The following is an 18247-nucleotide window of genomic DNA, read 5'->3' on the forward strand; positions in this document are numbered from 1 at the left end:
TTTGGCCCAAGAAAAACGGCCGAACCTTGAAAAGGCCGGCCGTTTTTTTATTAGGCTGAAAATGCCGTTACGCGGGCTGGCCCATTTTGTCCAGGGCGTCCATTACTTCTTTCACGTGGCCGCGTGAGGTTTCGAGCATGGCCTTTTCTTCGTCGTTGAGCTGCAATTCAATCACGCGCTCCACGCCGTTTTTGCCCAGGATAACCGGGGCACCGAGGTACACGCCATTGATTCCGTACTCGCCCTGCAGCTCCAGGCACACGGGGAACACGCGGCGCTGGTCGCGCACGATGGCTTCCACCATTTGGGCCGCCGCCGCGCCGGGCGCGTACCACGCCGAGGTACCCATGAGCTTCACCAGCTCGCCGCCGCCGTTCTTGGTGCGGTCCACGATGGCGTCAAGCTCAGCCTTGCCGATGAGCTCGGTGACGGGAATGCCGCCCACGGTGGTGTAGCGGGGCAGGGGCACCATGGTGTCGCCGTGGCCACCCATCAGCACCGCCTGAATGTCTTTGGGGCTCACGTTCAGGGCCTCGGCCAGGAAGGCGCGGTAGCGGGCCGTGTCGAGGATACCGGCCATGCCGAATACCTTTTCGCGGGGCAGCTTCGAAGTGAGGTGTGCCTGGTAGGTCATCACGTCGAGCGGGTTGCTCACGATGATGATGATGGCATTGGGCGAGTATTTCACCACTTGCTCGGTTACCGACTTCACGATGCCGGAGTTCACCGAAATCAGGTCGTCGCGGCTCATGCCGGGCTTGCGGGGCAGGCCCGACGTAATGACCACCACGTCGGAATCGGCGGTGCGGGCATAGTCGTTGGTCACGCCTACCGTGCGCGTGTCGTAGCCGATAATTGGCGCTTTCTGCCAGATATCCAGGGCTTTGCCTTCGGCCACGCCTTCTTTGATATCGAGCAGCACAACTTCGTTGGCAATTTCACGGGTGGCGAGCACATCGGCGCAGGTTGCGCCCACGTTGCCGGCTCCGACTACGGTAACTTTCATAGGAGAAGGTGTTGGGTTTGGGAATACTGGCGCAAAAGTAACGCGCACATCGTGACTACCGCTAATCTGGTGGTTCGGATTTGCATCCATCTTGCTACAGCCGCTGCACGGTCAGCACCCGCTCAGACGTAGCTTCCACCTTAAACCGGTCGTCCACGCGCCAGCCCACTACCCAGCAGATTTTGCCGTCGGACGAGGTCAGCACGCGCACGTCGTCTTTGAGGTTGAGGGGCACTTTCTGGTCGATGAGGAAGTCGCTGAGTAGCTTTTTGCCTTTCATGCCCAGCGGCATAAACCAGTCGCCTTCCTGCCACCTGCGCAGCGTGAGCGGGAATTTAATCTTGTCGGCATCGAGCGCGGCGGTGCTTTTCGAGCGGGGAATGATGAAGTGTTTGGCGTCTTCGTGCAGCTCGGCTTTCAGGCGCATGCCGTCGGCCAGCAGGTCGGTTTGGCCCGCCGCCAGCTGGAAAGTGCCGAACTGCGTGAGCCGCCGTGGGGTGATAACCAGGTTTTCCCGGTCCTTCACCAAGCGGTGCGTGGGCGAGTCGAAGCGCCGGCCCGACTCGCCGGGGAAGGCCGCCACAATGTCCTTCACCACCGGCCAGGCAAAGCCGAAGGGGCGCAGCATTTCGTGCAGCACCAGCGCGGTGGCGGCGGTTTTTTGCAGCGTGGCGATGTTGAGGTAAGTCACTTCGGCGTCGTCGCGGCGGGCCTGGGCGGCGGTGTCGGCCACGTAGCGGCGCACAATTTCCTCGGCCCCGCCCACGCGCTCGGCGGTGCCGTGCAGGGTCTGGTCGAGGTTGGGGTTGATTTCGCGCAGCACGGGCAGCACCTCAATGCGCAGCAGGTTGCGCTGATACACGGGGCTGTCGTTGCTGTCGTCTTCGCGCCAGCGCAGGCCGCGTTCCACCAGGTAGTCCTGCAGGTCGTCGCGGCCCAGGCCCATAAGTGGGCGCACCACCCGGCCGTTTTTCACCTGAATGCCGTGCAAACCGGCCAGTCCGGTGCCGTGCACGAGGTTCAGGAGCATGGTTTCGGCCTGGTCGCGCTGGTGGTGGGCCGTGGCAATGCAGGCCAAATCCTGCGTCTGGCGCACCTGCTCGAACCAGCGGTAGCGCAGCAGGCGGGCCGCCATCTGGGTCGAGATGCCTTCCTGGGTGGCAAATTCCTTGGTCTGGAAAAACTCGGCGAAGTAGGGGAGGCCGTACTGCTTGGCCAGCTTGCGCACAAACTGCTCGTCGGCGTCGGCATCTTCGCCGCGCAGGCCGAAATGGCAGTGCGCCACCGCCACCTGCGCGCCCAGCCGGTGCAGCACATCCAGCAGCACCACCGAATCGAGGCCGCCGCTCACGGCCACCAGAACGGGGTCTTTTTCAAGGGAAAACAGGGCGTGCTCCTCAATGAAGCGGCGAACGATATCGAGCATAACAAAAACGTATTGGGCAAGCCTGCCGTGGGGTACCCCCGTGCACTATCCCGCAAAGATGGCCGTTAGCGCGGGGCCCGTCCGTACCTTTGGCTTCCGAATGTCCTTCTCCCGCGTCTTTTTTCTTCTGTTGGTACTGTTGCTGCCGCTGCTGGGTCAGGCGCAACGCCCCGCCCCGGCCACCAAAGGCGCGCCCATCAAGCTGCTGACGGCGGCTACGCTGGTGGGCGGCGACTTTAGCGGCACCAAAATTCGCAAGCTGTTGGGCAATGTCAGCTTTCAGCAGGACGATACGTTTCTCTACTGTGATTCGGCCTACCAATACCTCGACCGTAACCAGGTAGAAGCTTTCAGCAACGTGCGCGTGGTGCAGGGCGACACCATGACCATTACCGGCGATAAGGGCTTTTACGACGGCGACCTGCGCACCGCCCGCATGGTGGGCAACGTGGTGATGCGCGACCCCCGCATGACCCTCACCACGCCCAGCCTAGTGTACGACCTCAACCGCAAAACGGCCTCCTACACCGAAACCGGCCACCTTACTGACCCCCAAAACACCCTCGACAGCCAGCATGGATTCTACGATACCAACACCAAAGTATTCGTGTTCACCAACAACGTGCACCTCGTTACGCCCGATTCGGAGCTGAATAATGACTTGCTGCGCTACAACACGGTTACGAAAGTTGCCTACTTCGACGGGCCCACCCGCATCAAGGGCAAAGACGGCAATTTGTACGCTGAAGGCGGCAACTACAACACCATTACCCGGGTTTCCAACTTCAAGAAAAACGCCAAAATCGACACGCCCAACTACCTGCTGGGCGGCGACAATCTGGTGTACGACGAGGTGAAGCAGTACGGCGTGGCCCGCGGCCATGTCAGTCTCATTTCGAAGAAAGACAACCTGACCCTGCGCGGCGATGTGGGCCGCTACTGGCGGGGCCTGGGCCGCACCAAACTCTACGGGGGCCGGCCGGTGGTGCGCAACATCAGCGACAAGGACACCTTGTATATGGCCGCCGATACGCTGATAAGCGTGGAAGCCCGCCCCGGCCAAACCACGACCCGCACCGTACTGTACGCTTACCCGAAAGTGCAGATTTTTCGGGGCGACCTGCAGGGCATCGCCGATTCGCTGACCTACGACCGGCAGGACAGCATCATCTACCTCAACCGCGACCCGGTGCTGTGGCAGGGCAAAAACCAGCTCACCGCCGACTCCATGCAGATTCGCTCGAAGCGCGGGCGCGTGGACGAGATGCGTCTGTATGCCAATGCCTTTGCCGTGAGCCAGGACACGCTGCTGAACTTCAACCAGACCAAGGGCCGCAACATGATGGCCTATTTCCGCGACAACAAGATGCGGCGCGTAGATGTGTTGGGCAACGCAGAAAGCATCTTTTACGCCCTCGACAACGACACTGCTACCACCGGCCTGAACCGGGTGCTGTCGGCCAACATGCGGCTGCTGTTTATGGCCAATAAGCTGAATAAAATATCGGTCCTCACCAATCCGGAGGCCAAATTCATTCCGCCGCACGAGTTCAAGCCCGACGATGAGCGCCTCAAAGGCTTCAACTGGCGCGTCAAGGAACGGCCCACCCGCCGCCAGGTGTTGGGCAAGCAGTTCGACGACCGGCCAAAAAAAACACCGGTTGCCAAGAAAAAAGCCAAGCCCATCGCCAAGCCCAAGTCCAAGGCGCCCGTCAAGCAGAAAGCACCGGCCAAGCCCGCCGCGCAACCTGCTAAACCGGCCGCTACGGGGCGAGCCGCCAGCCAACCCGCAGCGGCGCCCGCACGGAGGCCGTAGCTGCAACCTTTCCCGACTGGCCGGCACTCTTACTGCCGGCCGCGCTGCCCGAAGCCGCGTTCATTTGCCTTCGCCGGCTCAAATCGTTACCTTTGCACCCCATATGCCGATTTCCCGCCTCACGGTTCTGTTTCTGCTCGTTAGTACGCTCATTCTGGGCTCCTGTGCCAGCAGCTACCAGCGTTTGCTGAAAAGCCCCGACGTTAATAAAAAATACGAAGCCGCCGTGGCGTACTACGAAAAGGGCGACTTTTTCCGGGCCGGTACGCTGCTCGAAGAGCTGATTCCGCTGCTGAAAGGCCGGCCCGAGGCCGAAAAGGCGCAGTTCTATTTTGCCAATACCAATTTCAAGCAGCGCAATTACGTGCTGAGTGCCTTCTACTTCAAGCAGTTCAACGAAACGTACCCCAACTCGGAGTACTCGGAGGAAGCCGCTTATTTGAACGCCCGCTCGCTGTTTCTCGACTCGCCCGGTTTTGAGCTGGACCAGACCAACACGGTTTCGGCTCTGGAATCTATTCAGGATTTTTTGAACCGTTACCCCGAAAGCAAGTTCAAGCCGGAGACGGAAAATATGTCGCAGGAGTTGCAGAAGAAGCTGGAAAACAAAGCGTTCGAAAGCGCCAAGCTCTACTACAAGCTTCGCTACAACCAAGCTGCAGTGGTAGCCTTTACCAATTTTCAGCAGCAATACCCGGCTACGATTTATGCCGAACAAGCGGCTTTTCTGCGTTTGAGCGCCCAGTATGCCTGGGCGCAGGAAAGCGTTGAATCCAAGCAGCGGGAGCGGTTTCTGGAGGCGGTTAGCTTCTACCAGCAGTTTCTGGATACCTATCCACAAAGCAAAAGCCTGAAAGAAGCGCTGGCGATGTACGACATCAGCCAGGCCCAGCTTGTTAAGCTGAAAGACGTTCCGGCGTCGGCATCTAACTAATTTGTAATTAATATCAGCCCATGAAAGCCAATCCCAACACCCCGTCGAGCTCCATTATCACGCGCAATGTGGCCGATATTACCGGCGACAATGGCAACGTGTACGAGGCCATCTCCGTGATTTCCAAGCGCGCCAACCAGTTGTCGATAAAGTTGAAGGAAGAGCTGAACGACCGTCTGGCCGAGTTCGCCTCTACTGTTGACAACCTCGAAGAAGTATTCGAAAACCGCGAGCAAATCGAGGTTTCCAAGCAGTATGAGCGCATGCCCAAGCCCACCAGCCTGGCTATTGAGGAATTTCTGCAAGGCAAAATCCAGTACACCACGCCCGCTCCGGAGGAAGTGCCGGTGCCCCGCGAGCTGTTCTAGGGTCAGCCTGTTCCAAGGTCAGCGTTGGCTTACAGCAGGACGTCATGCTCCATCTGGCGTCCGCTTGCCGAAGCATCTCTGCCGCACCAGTAATTTACTTACTATTGCATGCGAGATGCTTCGGCAAGCGGACGCCAGATGGAGCATGACGTTTTTTTGATTTGAACCAGCGATGCCTGAAATCAGCAACCCGCAACCCGCACCTTCTTCCCTGACCGGCCGCCGCATCGTGCTGGGCGTCAGCGCCAGTATTGCGGCCTACAAAGCCGCCCCGCTCACGCGCCTGCTCATCAAAGCCGGCGCCGAGGTACAAGTCATTCTCACCGAAGCCGCCGCCGCGTTCGTGACGCCGCTGACGCTCGGCACGCTCTCGAAAAAGCCCGTGCTGACGAGCTTTTTGCGGGACGCCGCCGCCGGCGAATGGCACAACCACGTGGAATTGGGCCTCTGGGCCGATGCGCTGGTAATTGCGCCGGCCAGTGCCAATACGCTCGGCCAGCTGGCCAATGGTCTGTGTCCCAATTTGCTGTGTGCTGTGTACTTGTCGGCCCGGTGCCCGGTGTTTCTGGCTCCGGCCATGGACGTGGACATGTTCGCCCACCCCGCCGTGACGCAGAATCTGGCCCGGCTGCGCTCCTTCGGGAACCACGTATTTGATTCGCCCAGTGGCGAGCTGGCCAGCGGCCTGAGCGGGCCCGGCCGCATGCTGGAACCCGAGGAAATTGTGGCTGGACTGGCGCGTTATTTTGCTGATATTACCGCCGGGTGAGCGCGGCCGTTTCGCATGCTTGTTCAAAGTTGACGCTTATTTTGGTTGAACCGACAAACTTTAAGTAGACAAAACTTGCACGTCCTCCTCACTGCCGGCCCCACCTACGAACCGCTGGACCCCGTTCGCTTCCTCGGCAACCGCTCGACTGGCAAGATGGGCTACGCGCTGGCCGAAGCTTTTGCGGCAACCGGAGCGCAGGTGACGCTCATAAGCGGCCCCAGTGCCCTGCCCGACCCGGCCAGCCTGCACATCCGCACGGTGCGCGTGGAAACGGCGGCCGAGATGTTCGCAGCCGCGTCGGCCGTAGCAGATGAAGCCGATGTGTGGGTATTTGCCGCGGCCGTGGCCGATTACCGGCCGGCCACGGTGGCGGTTGATAAAATCAAAAAATCGGGCGATACGCTCACCCTGGAGCTGGTGAAAAACGTGGACATTGCCGCCACGCTGGGCCAGCGCAAACGGCCTGAACAATTTGCCGTCGGTTTTGCGTTGGAGACTACGAACGAGCTGGCCCACGCCCAGGACAAGCTGCGCCGCAAGAACTTCGACCTCATCGTGCTGAATTCTCTGCGCGATGCGGGCGCGGGTTTCGGCCACGACACCAATAAAGTGACCGTGGCGGACGCCGCCGGCCAAATCGTTAATTTTGAGTTGCAGTCCAAGGCCGATGTGGCCCGTGGGCTGGTCAGCCTGGTGCTGCGCTACCTGAACCCAACCTTATGATGCGAAAACTTCTCGCGTTGCTGCCCTTTTTGGTGCTGTTTATGGCGGCGGCCCTAACGACCCGTGCCCAAGAACTGCTGGCCGACGTGCAGGTGACCACCCAAAACGTCACCATCACCGACCCCACCATCGTCACGCAGATGCAGAATGACATCCGCACCTTTCTCAACAATCGCCCCTGGACCGACGGCACCTACCGACCCGAGGAGCGGATTCGACTGCGCGTTTTCATTGCCATCACGGGCATTCCTCAAAACGGCACTTACAACACCACCATGCGGCTGATTTCGACGCGCCCGGTGTACGGCACCGGTTACGAAACTAACGTCATCAGCGTGGTAGACCGCAATTTTAATTTCAACTACTCGCCGCAGGCCCCGCTGGATTTTTCGCCCAACAGCTTCGTTTCCAACTTGTCGTCGCTGTTGGGCTACTATGCCTACATGGTTATTGGCATCGACCGCGACACGTTTGGCCGGCTGGGCGGCACGCCTTATTACGAGTTGGCCCGTAACGTAGTCAACTATTCGGCTAACCAAACCAGCACCAACGAGCAGGACGAAGGCTGGCGCGGCGGCGGGTCGCGGGAGCGGCATTTTCTCCTCGACAACATCACCGACCCGCAATTCGAGTCCTTCCGCACCGGCTTGTACGAGTATTACCGTCAGGGCTTGGACGTATTTATTGAGAAGCCGGAAGAAGCCCGCACTTCGGTAATGACGGCCCTCACCGGCATCCAAAAAGCAGCCGTGACGCGGCCCGGTACCCTGTTTACCCGCGCCTTTTTCGATGCGAAAGCCGATGAAATTGCCAATATTTTCCGCACCAGCCCCGACCAGCAGCTCAAGCAGCAGCTCGTAACCATGCTCACGGAAGTAGACCCCGGCAACTCGGCCAAATACCGAACGGTCCTTAATCGTTAATTAATCATGATTTCGCTGTTCTAATATTCGGTATATTATGTAATTGACGACGCTGTAGATAATAGTTATTCATAAAAAAAACAATCGCAAACTAACTAATTGTGATTTCGAAGGGGAATAATCAATGAAATCACAATTAATCAACGAAAATCAGTGATTTATGTTAGTCGATTTACGCATTAAGAATTACGCGCTGATTGAGCAGCTGGAGCTGCGGCCATCGCCGCTTTTGAATATAATTACGGGGGAAACCGGGGCCGGCAAATCCATCATGCTCGGCGCCATTGGGCTGTTGCTGGGCAACCGCGCCGACTCGCGCATGCTGTTCGATACCGAGCGCAAGTGTGTGATTGAAGGGCAGTTTAATATTGCCAACTATCAGCTGCAGGATATTTTCGAGGCCGAGGATTTGGACTACGACGTGCAGTGCATATTGCGGCGCGAAATCAGTCCCAACGGCAAGTCGCGGGCTTTCGTGAACGACACGCCCGTAACGCTGGACGCGTTGCGGAAAATCGGCGCCAATCTGATGGACATTCATTCGCAGCACGACACGCTGCTGCTGGGCGATGCCGTATTTCAGCTCAACCTGCTGGATTTGTACGCCGGGCTGGTGCCGCAGCGCACGCACTACAGCAACGCTTTCCGGCAGTACCGTAAGCTGGAAGCCGACCTGCAAACCCTGGAAAGCCAGGCCGCGCAGGCCAGCAAGGAGCTGGACTACAATAGCTTCCTGCTGAACGAGCTGGAAGACGCGCGCCTTGATACCGAAGACCAGGACGCGCTGGAGCAGGAAGTGAAGCAGCTGGAGCACGCTGAGGAAATAAAATACAAGCTGAGCCAGGCCCTGCACGGGCTGCGCGACAGCGAGTCGTGCGCTACTGGCAGCATGAAGGACGCCTCGACGCTGCTGGGGCAGGTGGCCAGCTACGCCGACAACTTCCGGGAACTGCGCGAGCGCCTGGAAAGCTGCCTGATTGAGCTGCACGACATTGCCGACGAGGTGGAGACCGCCGAGCGCCGTACCGAAGGCGACCCCGCCCGCGCCGAAGAGCTACAGGAGCGCCTCAACGTGCTCTATACGCTGCAGCGCAAGCACCAGGCCCGCGACCTTCAGTCACTCATTAGCGTGCGCGACGGCCTGCGCCAGAAAGTGAGCTCCGTGCTGAGCTTGGACAAGGAAATTAACCGGCTGCGCAAGGATTCGGATGCGGCGCTGGCTGCCGTAACCAAGCAGGCCACCAAGCTCTCGGACAGCCGCCGCAAGTCATTCCCCACCTTTGAGAAGCAGCTGGGCCTGCTGCTGGCCGACCTCGGCATGCCGCACGCCCGCATTGTGGTGCAGCACAGCATTGGCCCGCCCGCTACCAGTGGCACCGACGTGGTGAATATCCTCTTCACCGCCAACAAAGGCGCCCAACCCCAGACGCTAAGCAAAGCCGCTTCGGGCGGAGAATTCTCGCGCCTCATGCTGTGCATCAAGTACATGCTAGCCGACAAAACGGCCCTGCCCACCATCGTATTCGATGAGATTGATACTGGTATTTCCGGGGAGATTGCCGTGAAAGTGGGCCGCATGATGCAGCAGATGGCGCGCAAGCACCAATTAATTGCCATCTCGCACCTACCGCAAATGGCGGCGGCCGGCGACGTGCACTATTTCGTGTACAAGGAAGACCGCGCCGACCGCACCGTGAGCAGCATCCGCGAGCTCAGCGCGGACGACCGCATTAAGGAAATAGCGCATATGATTGCGGGCGCCAAGCCCAGCGAAAACGCCTACCAGAGCGCCCGCGAGCTGCTGGCACTGCGCGGGGAAGTGGTGAGCTAGGGCAGTTTCAGGGTAGGAGTGTATGGGGGTATGAGGGTAGGAAGGAATGGCTAACTTGCGTCGGATTCGATAACTACTCGAACCTCATACCCTCCTACCCGCACACCCCCCCTTACCCTAGAAACCTATGTCCTCCAACCTCCTCGCCGGCAAAGTCGGCATCATTTCCGGTGCGCTCAACGAACACTCCATAGCTTGGAAAGTGGCCCAGCGCGCCCACGCCGAGGGCGCCCGCTTCGTGCTCACCAACGCGCCGCTGGCCATGCGCATGGGCGAAATCAACAAGCTGAGCGAGGAGTGCAACGCGCCCATTATCCCGGCCGACGCGACTTCGACCGAAGAGCTGGAGGCGCTGTTTTCGGGAGCGCAGGAAAAGCTGGGCGGTAAGATTGACTTCGTGCTGCACAGCATTGGCATGAGCGCCAACATCCGCAAAAAGAAGCACTACGGCGAGCTGGATTACAAATTCTTCCAGCAGACGATTGACGTGTCGGCCATGTCGTTTCATAAGATGATGGCCGTGGCCGAGAAGCAGGACGCCATGAACGAATGGGGCAGCATTGTGGCCCTGAGCTACATCGCGGCCCAGCGTGCCTTCCTCGACTACACCGACATGACGCAGGCCAAGGCCATGCTCGAAAGCATTGCCCGCAGCTACGGCCAGCGCTTCGGCAAGCTCAAAAAAGTGCGCGTGAATACCGTGTCGCAGTCGCCGACCAAAACCACGGCCGGCACCGGCATCACCGGCTTCGACGCCTTCTATAACTTTGCCGATATGATGTCGCCGCTGGGTAATGCGCCCGCCGAGGCTTGTGCCGACTATTGCATCTCGCTGTTTTCGGACCTCACGCGCTACGTGACCATGCAAAACCTCATGCACGACGGCGGCTTCAGCACCACCGGCATCTCGGCCGAAATTGTGGACGTGATGACCAAAGCAGCCGGCGTTTCGGAGTAATAAGCGCGGCCCATAATCGAAAAAAAGCCTGGCCGGATGGTCAGGCTTTTTGCATTGATGATAGTTGGCAAGTTAAAAAGAAGAGCTGACGGAGTCAGCCGCTGGCGCGCGTCTCTGACGCGTGACTTTCTGGTTTGGCGTTTCCAAACGCCGCCGTTCGCCCCGTCTTCGTTGGCCCCGCGCGTCGGAGACTCGAAACCAGTGGGCAACGCGTCGGAGACGCGCGCCAGCGGTTGACGTAAGTCCTTGCGTTAGATACGCGCGTCAGAGACGCGAAACCAGTTGGCAACGCGTCGGAGACGCGCTCCAGCGGCTGAATGCGTAAGTCCTCAGTAGCCCCGGCTCAGCTCCACCAGATTTTCCAGCGGCTGGCCGTTGCGGAGCAACTCCAGGTTGCGCAGCAGCACATCAACCTTGCCCTCATCCTCAAATAGCTGGCTGCCGCCGGTGTGCTGGGTGAGCAGCACGTTGGGCAGGGCCCAGAGCGGGTGGTTGGCGGGGAGGGGCTCGGTGGCAGTGACGTCGAGCACGGCGCCGCCGAGGTGGCCGCTTTGCAGCGCGGCGATGAGGGCGGGCTCGTCGGTGGTGTTGCCGCGGCCCACGCTGGCATACACGCTGCCAGGGCGCATGGCGGCGATGAGGTCGACCGAGAAAAAGCCGTCGGCACTACCGGGCAGGCAGTTTATCACGATGTCGGTTTCGGGCAGCGCGGCCTTGAGGGCTTCCCGGGAGTGCAGATGGGCCTGCGCGGCGGTGCGCGCCAGCAGCTGCACCGGGCACTCGAAGCCGCTGAGCTGCTGCCGCAGGGCCAGCGCAATGGCGCCCGCCCCCAGAATAACAACCCGCCGGCCCCGCAGCAGCCGGGAGCGGTTGCGCACAAAAGCTCCGCCCACCCACTTTTTTTCGGTTTGCAGCACTGCCAGCTCGGGTAGGTGGCGGTAGAGCGCCAGCATGCCCGCCAGCATGGTTTCGGCGCAGGGCCAGGCAAAAAAGTCGCCCATATTGGCCACGGCTGCGTTCAGGCGCACGTCGCGGTAGCGTTCAAAACCGGAGGAATCAATCTGCCAGAAGCGCAAATTGGGCAGCGGACCGCTGAGCAGGGCCGGTGGCGGGTTGCCCAGCAGCACCTCGGCTGCCTGGAGGGCGGCGGGGACTTGCTCGCGGTTAAGGTCGGCCGCGAAGGTGGCTGCTACGTCGGCGGGCAGCTGTTGCAGCAGGTAAGTGCGGGCAGCGGCGCTCAGAGGAGAATAAACGAAAAGGTGCATAAGCAGGCGAAAGCTGAGTCGAGGCCAGCGGCGCGCGTCAGCGGGTCAGGTATACGCGGGCCAAGCTTTTCGGCGCATGCCTGGGGCCGGTGGGCGGAGCGAGGGCAAGGCAATGCGTTGGTGGCGAGCAACGTTTTCTTCGAAAGAATGATGGAGAAAGTATGTCGGGTGCCCGGTGGCCCTATCTCCACCACACCGCTCCCGCCAAAAAAGCCGAAACCGGGCTGGCATGACCCGTCCGGCGCCCAATGGCCAACTGGGCGAGCAGCAATTGCTTCTCCGGTTTCTCCTGCGCGTAGTCGGCCAGGAATTGGCGCAGAAGCAGGCCTGGGCGAACCGCTCCCAATGCTGCAAGACCACGCAATCCGGCATTTCCACCAAGCCGGTGATGGCATCCTAGAAAGCGTCCCAGCTCACGCCGTACAAATCGGGGAAGTGTAGCTCGCGTTTCATCGTGTGGTGAAAAGCGGCTTTGGTGTCGACGTGGGTGAGGTCGAGGGTTGTTGGTCTTTGCTCATAGCAACTACCGCTCAGCAGAGTTATCTGTTAATTCTGCTTCCGCAATCTGCTTTTTTAACAATTCAAATATCAAGTATGAGATGCTCTCTGTAACCTGATTTCTCTTCGCAACTGCTAAAAAATGCTTGGCTTGTCGATACTGTTTTAAGACAATTCGAATGGCAATTACTTCTTTTACCTGTTCTAAATTATTATAATCAGGATTCGCTAATAAATGAGAAAGCTGGTTCCGCGTTTTCTTCAACGACTGACACAAATCGCAGCGGACCCGCTCCGCTTGTACCCAAAATACCAATTTCTCATAATAATGAACTTGCTGTTCCTTTGAAAAAATGAAGGACATGCCGCAGTCTCGGCAAATTGTTCGTTTATCAAAGTAGGCAAAATGAGGTGCGGTACCGCAGAATAATTGTCGCTTCGTTTTGCCTCGCAGGGCTTGATATTGCTTCAAGCAATTATCACAAGCCCAGTCAACTTTACCCTTTTGCGCATCAAGCCAATACAGGTTACCAATTATATCCCCATCCAAGGTGCCATAATATTTGTTCGGCACATCGTGGGCAATCTGACTTATGAATACACAGCATTCAGATTCAGGCCGTAATTCGCCGCAACATGGACACTTCAGCGGCTTAGGTTTTTCTGCTTTTTCCATTTCAGAATAAACAAACAATTCAACTCCTTGGCAAAAGGTACGCTTGTTTCTGAAATATGGAATTATCTCACAACGCTGTATCCAGCCCTCGTCCCCGTCGTCGGCCATGGCCAGCTTCTCGATATTTAAGCTGCGGGCTGAGGCGTCGAAAATCTCGCGGTAGGTGCCGCGCATGTCGTAGAGCTGGTCGTGGGAGCCGTGTTCCACCGTCTGGCCTTTTTTCATGACGTAGATGCAGTCCGAACCCACGATTTGGGCGAGGCTGTGGGAGATGATGACCACCGTGCGGCCCTGCTTGATGGCATCTAGCGAGTTCTTGATTTGCTCGGTGGCGATGGCGTCGAGGCTGGCGGTGGGCTCGTCGAGGAAGATGATGGGCGGGTTTTTGAGGAAGAGCCGGGCGATGGCGATGCGCTGCTGCTGGCCGCCGCTCAGCTGCTGGGCATCGGGTCTGGAGCTTGCCGGTCTGGTTGCCCTCGTCGGAGAAAAACCCCAGCTCGTAGCTCAGAATCTTGTTCACCGCCGTGAGCGACAACACGCTGGAAATATTGATGCGGATTTTCTCGCCGAAGTATTTCTGCCCGAAGGTGATGAAGGTGCTGAGGATTTCCTTGCCCAGCAAAATGCCGCTCACCTAGGCCAGCATATTCCAGTCGGCGCTCAGGCCCAGGTTGCGGTCGAGCAGGCTCTGCACCGTATCCACGGTGTAGTGCAGCACGAACGGGTTGACCTGCGCGGCCAGCGAGCCCACCAGCGTGAGCAGCAGCGTGGCAATCACAATCGGGCGGTAGGGCCGCACAAACGGCAGCAGGCGTTTAATAATCCACCAGAGGCTCATCTAATCGGGGCGTTGGGTGGAGCCGGTTAGACGAGCGGGGCGGGGATGGGGTTGTTTTTAGCGCTTGTGCCGGGTTTTGAGTTCCCCATGAATGGCCTTCATCAAGTCGTTGGACGCGGGGCTTCCATCCAATATATCAGAGTAAGAGCAGTAGGTAGGAAAAAGATAATCCTGCTCTTTGTGAAGAAATAAAACGTAGTTTTTGTCTATGTCAAATAATATATCGCAGTTAGAATAAGTAGAATGTATTTCAATAATACTACCAGCCTTATACTTGCCTTTAAAATCCTCTTGGATAAGAAATCTTATTGAGTAGCCACGAGAAATAGTATCCTGAATGCCCATGCTGCGCAGAAAAACGTGGTAATCCCTGCCTCCTTTGGCATTGCCATCTAGTATCTCAATTACCTTTCCCGTGAGCAGATAAGGCGTAGATTTTATCTGCTGTTTGACGGGAGATATTATGCAGTCACAGGCCAAAGTAGCCTGACTGTAAACGATAAGTAATAAGAACAGAAGTAGCTTTTTCATGCTTGATAAATGGATTGGGAAGAAGTTGCTGTCGTAAGATGCATCTACCATGCTAAATGCACATAATCACCATGAGTTACGCTGCGCTAAACTCGCGCCAGCAGCTCCGCCAGCGCCGCCGCTTCGGTTTCATAGACTTCGGCTTGTAGGCGCAGGAGGTGGTTTTAGCCACAAGCGCGTACTTTGCGCTAAGCCCAACTACTATGCCCAAGCTCTACGAATACCTCGGCCTTATCATCTTTTTCTACTCCAACGAACATAAGCCGATTCACGTCCACGGCCAGTGCGACGGGCGGGAAAGCAAGGCGGAATTCATCTTAGCGGAAGGTGAGATAATCGAAATTCGCATCGCCGAAGTGAAAGGTAGCCGCCCGTTGACCGGCAAGGATTTGCAGAACTTCAAAAAGTTGGTGGATGTTTACGCGGCTGAAATCGTCCAGAAATGGGTTGATTATTTCGTCTATCACCGGAGCATTCGCGCCGAAACCATTACCCGCAAACTATCATGAGAATTACCGAAACCGCCGTGGCTGAAGTGCCTGCCGAAACTATGGTCGTGGTGGCCGCTGAACTGGTCGGCCCGCATACGCTGGCCCTCATGTTCAGCAACGGTACCCGGCAGACGGTTGATTTCGGGCCTTTTCTGCGTCGGGCCGCACATCCGGCTATCAAGGCGTATCTGAATGAAGCCCGGTTTGGGGAATTTGAAATCGTGAACGGCAACGTGAACTGGAACGATTACGACCTGATTTTTCCGGTAGCTGATTTATACGCCGGGGAAATCCGCTAGCCTTTCCTTTCGTGGGGCAAGCCGGCCAGCAGCTCCGCCAGCGCCGCGGCTTCGGTTTCGTAGGCTTCGGCTTGCAGGCGGAGCAGGTGGTATTGGGCGGCGTGGCTGGGCTTGAAGCGGCGGGTGAGGGCGGGCAGCCATCGGCCGATGGCCTCGTTCATATCGGTCTCCTCCGGGGTGGTGGCGCGGGCGGCCAGGTCGGTGAGGATGGTGGGCAGGGCCTGTTGCCAGCGGCTGGCGTACACGGCCCGCGCCGTGAGCTTGAGGAGTTGGAGGCGCAGGCCTTGGGCTCTGTGCAGGCACACTTTGCGGCGGAATTCCAGCGGGGCGGCTTCCGGAGCGGGCGCGGTGGCAGGCAGCGGCTCGTGGTCGGGCGGGAGCAGGGGCGGGGCGGGCAGGTGCTTGAGCAGCGGCAGTAGTCGCAGGCTAAGGGCGAGGGTAAGGTCGCGGCGGCCGGCCTCAATGTGGCTGATAATGGCCCGGCCCGAATCCAAAAACATGGCCAGCTCCTCCTGGCTGAGGCCAAAATAGCGGCGCACGCTACCAATAGGCGTGTCGGTGGAAATACGTCGGCGGGGCATGGGCTGCGGAAAAGGATGTAGCGTTATTTCAGAAAATTCAAAATAACGCTACAAACATACATTTGACCACTGGCCTCTCAACCGCCATCGGCGTTTTTCAGGCGCTGAGCCCCGTGCTTATCTTCGACGCCTGAATTTCACCTGCTCATTACTTGCCATGAACAAACTTGTGCTTCACTCCCTGGCCGGATTCCTGGCCTGCGCGGCTCCTGTCGTAGCCCAAACGGCTGAGAAAATCGACGCCACGGCCCTCGCTAAAATCCGCGACGAAGGGCTGAACCGCTCCAGGGTGATGGAAACCGCCTTCTACCTCACCGACGTGAGCGGCCCGCGCCTGGCCAATTCCGACGGCCTCAAGCGCGCCAACGAATGGGCCCAAAAGCAGCTCACCCAGTACGGCCTGGCCAACGCCACCATCGAGCCCTGGGGCGATTTTGGCCGGGGCTGGGACATTGAGAAGTCCTACGTGGCCATGACGGCGCCCTACTACCACGCCATGGTAGGCGCGCCCAAAGCCTGGACGCCCGGCACGCCCGGTGCCCTGCGCCTGCCGGTAGTGGTGCTGAAAGCCGCCACCACCGAAGCCGACCTCGACCAGTACAAAGGCCAGCTGCGCGGCAAAATCGTGGTTCTGAGCGTGGCTAACCCGCCCAAGCCTGCCGACGGCCCCGACCTGAAGCGCTACACCGACGAGGAGCTGGCGAAAATGGCCGAACCCGCCGCGCCCCGGCCCGCCGCCAACACCCCCGATGACGCCGCCCTGGCCACCCGTCGCGCCCAGGCCGCCCTGCGCACCAAAACCGCCGATATGCTGCTGAGCGAAGGCGCCGCGGCCGTGCTCAGCGCCCGTGGGGGCATCTACGGCACTTTCAACACCACCAACGGCGCGCCCTACGCCGCCGATGCCAAGCCGGTGCTGCCCGAAATGGAGATGGCGCCCGAGGACCAGCTGCGCCTGATTCGCCTCGTGGAGGCCGGCATTCCGGTGGAAGTGGAAATGGAAACCAAAACCCGCTTTCAGGCCCAGGATTTGAAGGGCTACAACGTGGTAGCCGAAATTCCGGGCACCGACCGCAAGCTGAAAAGCGAGGTGGTGATGCTCGGCGGCCACATCGACTCCTGGCACGCCGCCACCGGTGCCACCGACAACGCCGCCGGCGTGGCCGTGATGATGGAGGCCGTTCGCATCCTTAAGGCCACCGGCCTGAAGCCGCGCCGCACCATCCGCATTGCGCTCTGGGGCGAGGAGGAGCAGGGCCTGCACGGCTCGCGCAACTACGTGAAAAACAACTTTGGCGACCCCGCTACCATGAAGCTGCTGCCGGCCCACGAGAAGCTCAGCGCCTACTTTAACCTGGACAACGGCGGCGGCAAAATCCGCGGCATCTACGACCAGGGCAACGAGGCCATCGCGCCCATCTTCGCCGAGTGGCTCAAGCCCCTGGCCGACCTGGGCGCCACCACCGTTACGCCGCGCAACACCGGCAGCACCGACCACATCGCCTTCGACGCCGTGGGCCTGCCCGGCTTCCAGTTCATTCAGGACGGCCTCGACTACTTCCCCCAAACCCACCACACCAACCAGGACACCTACGACCGCCTCATTGCCGACGACCTCAAGCAGGCCTCGGTAGTAGTAGCCTCCTTCGTGTACAACGCCGCCATGCGCGACCAAAAACTGCCCCGCAAACCGCTGCCCACGCCCGTTAGGCCGGCGCAATAAGGAAAAGGAGTAGCTGCAAAAAGGCCCGGTTGAGCATTGCTCGGCCGGGCCTTTTTGCATGTTTCAGGACACAGATTTAGGTCAGGAAAGTCATGGCCTAAGATTAACGTGCTGTTAACGACCGTTTGCAGCATGTGAAATAGCTTGGCGACCTATTTAAATCACCGTTAAAGTAAACGTGTGCCCTGCCGATTTTGCTCGTAAAGCTTGTTCCACGTAGCGTCAAAGGGGAAATCGTTTCGCGCCTCGAATTGCTCGACCACAAAGACGCGGTCAGAGTCCGTCCACACCCCGTAGTTGCGGTCGGTGGGCGCGAACACAAGGGGCTTGTTTTGGGAACTGAACCCTATTTCCCGCTTCGCCTGCCCCTGGTCGTTCACTTCCACCAACCAGTACGCGAGTTGTTCGTCGTGGGCATCGTAATCCAGGTTGGCCTGCGGCAACACGCGCTTTAGCACCCATACGAGTGCCCGAAGGGGGAGCCCTGCTTGGTTCCAGAGTTCGCGGTGTTGCTCGGGTACGTGAAGAACGGTCATCGGCTGATGGGCAGAAGCACGCGAAAGGGCCATAATAGTTGTGTTATGCGCC

The 18247-nt window shown here is 58.9% G+C and carries 22 protein-coding genes and 1 pseudogene; 13 read left to right on the forward strand and 10 right to left on the reverse strand.

Annotation, left to right across the window (positions count from 1 at the left end; translation table 11 throughout):
- Positions 1 to 67: 67 nt before the first annotated feature.
- Positions 68 to 1006: a malate dehydrogenase gene (gene mdh, locus GM79_RS18600; protein ID WP_035566995.1), complete on the reverse strand. Its 939-nt coding sequence runs from the start codon at positions 1004 to 1006 to the stop codon at positions 68 to 70.
- Between the two features lie 94 nt (positions 1007 to 1100).
- The gene (gene tilS / locus GM79_RS18605) at positions 1101 to 2432 is read right to left on the reverse strand and encodes a tRNA lysidine(34) synthetase TilS (RefSeq protein WP_035566996.1); all 1332 of its coding nucleotides are present in this window, start codon (positions 2430 to 2432) and stop codon (positions 1101 to 1103) included.
- 100 nt (positions 2433 to 2532) lie between these two features.
- Between tilS and GM79_RS18610 the strand changes: the two genes are divergently transcribed.
- From GM79_RS18610 to GM79_RS18645, 8 genes are all read left to right on the forward strand, one after another.
- Entirely contained in the window at positions 2533 to 4248 is a 1716-nt protein-coding gene (locus GM79_RS18610) for an OstA-like protein (protein ID WP_051719062.1), read from the forward strand.
- Between the two features lie 103 nt (positions 4249 to 4351).
- Complete coding sequence (locus GM79_RS18615) at positions 4352 to 5182, forward strand: outer membrane protein assembly factor BamD (RefSeq protein WP_035566997.1); 831 nt, start codon at positions 4352 to 4354, stop codon at positions 5180 to 5182.
- Positions 5183 to 5202: 20 nt separating this feature from the next.
- Positions 5203 to 5550, forward strand: coding sequence for a DNA-directed RNA polymerase subunit omega (locus GM79_RS18620; RefSeq protein WP_035566998.1), 348 nt, complete (start codon positions 5203 to 5205; stop codon positions 5548 to 5550).
- A 172-nt stretch (positions 5551 to 5722) separates the two neighbouring features.
- On the forward strand, positions 5723 to 6319 hold the full coding sequence (locus GM79_RS26355; protein WP_035566999.1) for a flavoprotein: 597 nt from the start codon (positions 5723 to 5725) through the stop codon (positions 6317 to 6319).
- A 75-nt stretch (positions 6320 to 6394) separates the two neighbouring features.
- A complete protein-coding gene (locus GM79_RS26360; protein ID WP_035567000.1) occupies positions 6395 to 7045 on the forward strand; it encodes a phosphopantothenoylcysteine decarboxylase in 651 nt (216 codons plus the stop codon).
- Complete coding sequence (locus tag GM79_RS18635; protein WP_081867870.1) at positions 7042 to 7968, forward strand: DUF4835 family protein; 927 nt, start codon at positions 7042 to 7044, stop codon at positions 7966 to 7968. Before GM79_RS26360 ends, GM79_RS18635 begins: the two co-directional genes overlap by 4 nt.
- A gap of 160 nt (positions 7969 to 8128) precedes the next feature.
- Entirely contained in the window at positions 8129 to 9799 is a 1671-nt protein-coding gene (gene recN / locus GM79_RS18640) for a DNA repair protein RecN (RefSeq protein ID WP_035567002.1), read from the forward strand.
- A gap of 127 nt (positions 9800 to 9926) precedes the next feature.
- Positions 9927 to 10757: an enoyl-ACP reductase gene (locus GM79_RS18645; RefSeq protein WP_035567003.1), complete on the forward strand. Its 831-nt coding sequence runs from the start codon at positions 9927 to 9929 to the stop codon at positions 10755 to 10757.
- 329 nt (positions 10758 to 11086) lie between these two features.
- Here GM79_RS18645 and GM79_RS18650 read toward each other — a convergent pair whose 3' ends face one another.
- Positions 11087 to 12022 (reverse strand): NAD(P)-dependent oxidoreductase, encoded by a 936-nt coding sequence (locus tag GM79_RS18650; RefSeq protein ID WP_035567005.1) that lies wholly within the window; start codon positions 12020 to 12022, stop codon positions 11087 to 11089.
- Positions 12023 to 12251: 229 nt separating this feature from the next.
- Between GM79_RS18650 and GM79_RS25615 the strand changes: the two genes are divergently transcribed.
- Positions 12252 to 12422 (forward strand): hypothetical protein, encoded by a 171-nt coding sequence (locus GM79_RS25615; protein WP_161787219.1) that lies wholly within the window; start codon positions 12252 to 12254, stop codon positions 12420 to 12422.
- On the opposite strand, the gene GM79_RS26590 is transcribed toward GM79_RS25615, so the two are convergent.
- From GM79_RS26590 to GM79_RS26595, 3 genes and pseudogenes are all read right to left on the reverse strand, one after another.
- Positions 12419 to 12565: a barstar family protein gene (locus GM79_RS26590; protein WP_081867871.1), complete on the reverse strand. Its 147-nt coding sequence runs from the start codon at positions 12563 to 12565 to the stop codon at positions 12419 to 12421. The genes GM79_RS25615 and GM79_RS26590 overlap by 4 nt on opposite strands.
- Positions 12546 to 13421, reverse strand: a complete 876-nt coding sequence (locus GM79_RS26170; protein ID WP_152560081.1) for a zinc-ribbon domain containing protein — start codon at positions 13419 to 13421, stop codon at positions 12546 to 12548. The genes GM79_RS26590 and GM79_RS26170 overlap by 20 nt, the downstream gene beginning before the upstream one ends.
- A gap of 135 nt (positions 13422 to 13556) precedes the next feature.
- Positions 13557 to 13643, reverse strand: a pseudogene (locus tag GM79_RS26595) (ATP-binding cassette domain-containing protein); the annotation flags it as partial.
- Between the two features lie 65 nt (positions 13644 to 13708).
- Between GM79_RS26595 and GM79_RS26285 the strand changes: the two are divergent.
- Complete coding sequence (locus tag GM79_RS26285) at positions 13709 to 13834, forward strand: hypothetical protein (protein ID WP_262489479.1); 126 nt, start codon at positions 13709 to 13711, stop codon at positions 13832 to 13834.
- Here the strand turns inward: GM79_RS26285 and GM79_RS26180 are convergent.
- Both GM79_RS26180 and GM79_RS18665 read right to left on the reverse strand, forming a co-directional pair.
- On the reverse strand, positions 13831 to 14034 hold the full coding sequence (locus GM79_RS26180) for a hypothetical protein (protein ID WP_035567007.1): 204 nt from the start codon (positions 14032 to 14034) through the stop codon (positions 13831 to 13833). The two genes, GM79_RS26285 and GM79_RS26180, sit on opposite strands and share 4 nt — an antisense overlap.
- Positions 14035 to 14091: 57 nt before the next feature.
- Positions 14092 to 14565 carry a hypothetical protein gene (locus GM79_RS18665; RefSeq protein WP_035567008.1) on the reverse strand — a complete coding sequence of 158 codons (474 nt, stop codon included), beginning with the start codon at positions 14563 to 14565 and terminating at the stop codon, positions 14092 to 14094.
- Positions 14566 to 14768: 203 nt separating this feature from the next.
- Between GM79_RS18665 and GM79_RS18670 the strand changes: the two genes are divergently transcribed.
- Both GM79_RS18670 and GM79_RS18675 read left to right on the forward strand, forming a co-directional pair.
- Positions 14769 to 15074, forward strand: a complete 306-nt coding sequence (locus tag GM79_RS18670) for a DUF4160 domain-containing protein (protein WP_035567009.1) — start codon at positions 14769 to 14771, stop codon at positions 15072 to 15074.
- Positions 15071 to 15355: a DUF2442 domain-containing protein gene (locus GM79_RS18675; RefSeq protein ID WP_051719064.1), complete on the forward strand. Its 285-nt coding sequence runs from the start codon at positions 15071 to 15073 to the stop codon at positions 15353 to 15355. Before GM79_RS18670 ends, GM79_RS18675 begins: the two co-directional genes overlap by 4 nt.
- Here the strand turns inward: GM79_RS18675 and GM79_RS18680 are convergent.
- Positions 15352 to 15936 (reverse strand): helix-turn-helix domain-containing protein, encoded by a 585-nt coding sequence (locus GM79_RS18680; protein WP_035567010.1) that lies wholly within the window; start codon positions 15934 to 15936, stop codon positions 15352 to 15354. The genes GM79_RS18675 and GM79_RS18680 overlap by 4 nt on opposite strands.
- A 157-nt stretch (positions 15937 to 16093) precedes the next feature.
- Here GM79_RS18680 and GM79_RS18685 point away from each other — a divergent pair, with 157 nt between their 5' ends.
- Positions 16094 to 17659, forward strand: coding sequence for a M28 family metallopeptidase (locus tag GM79_RS18685; RefSeq protein ID WP_035567012.1), 1566 nt, complete (start codon positions 16094 to 16096; stop codon positions 17657 to 17659).
- A gap of 167 nt (positions 17660 to 17826) precedes the next feature.
- Here the strand turns inward: GM79_RS18685 and GM79_RS18690 are convergent, their stop codons facing one another.
- Complete coding sequence (locus tag GM79_RS18690) at positions 17827 to 18228, reverse strand: hypothetical protein (protein WP_152560082.1); 402 nt, start codon at positions 18226 to 18228, stop codon at positions 17827 to 17829.
- Between the last annotated feature and the right edge of the window lie 19 nt (positions 18229 to 18247).

This window comes from Hymenobacter sp. IS2118 (assembly GCF_000715495.1).
Taxonomy (GTDB): domain Bacteria; phylum Bacteroidota; class Bacteroidia; order Cytophagales; family Hymenobacteraceae; genus Hymenobacter.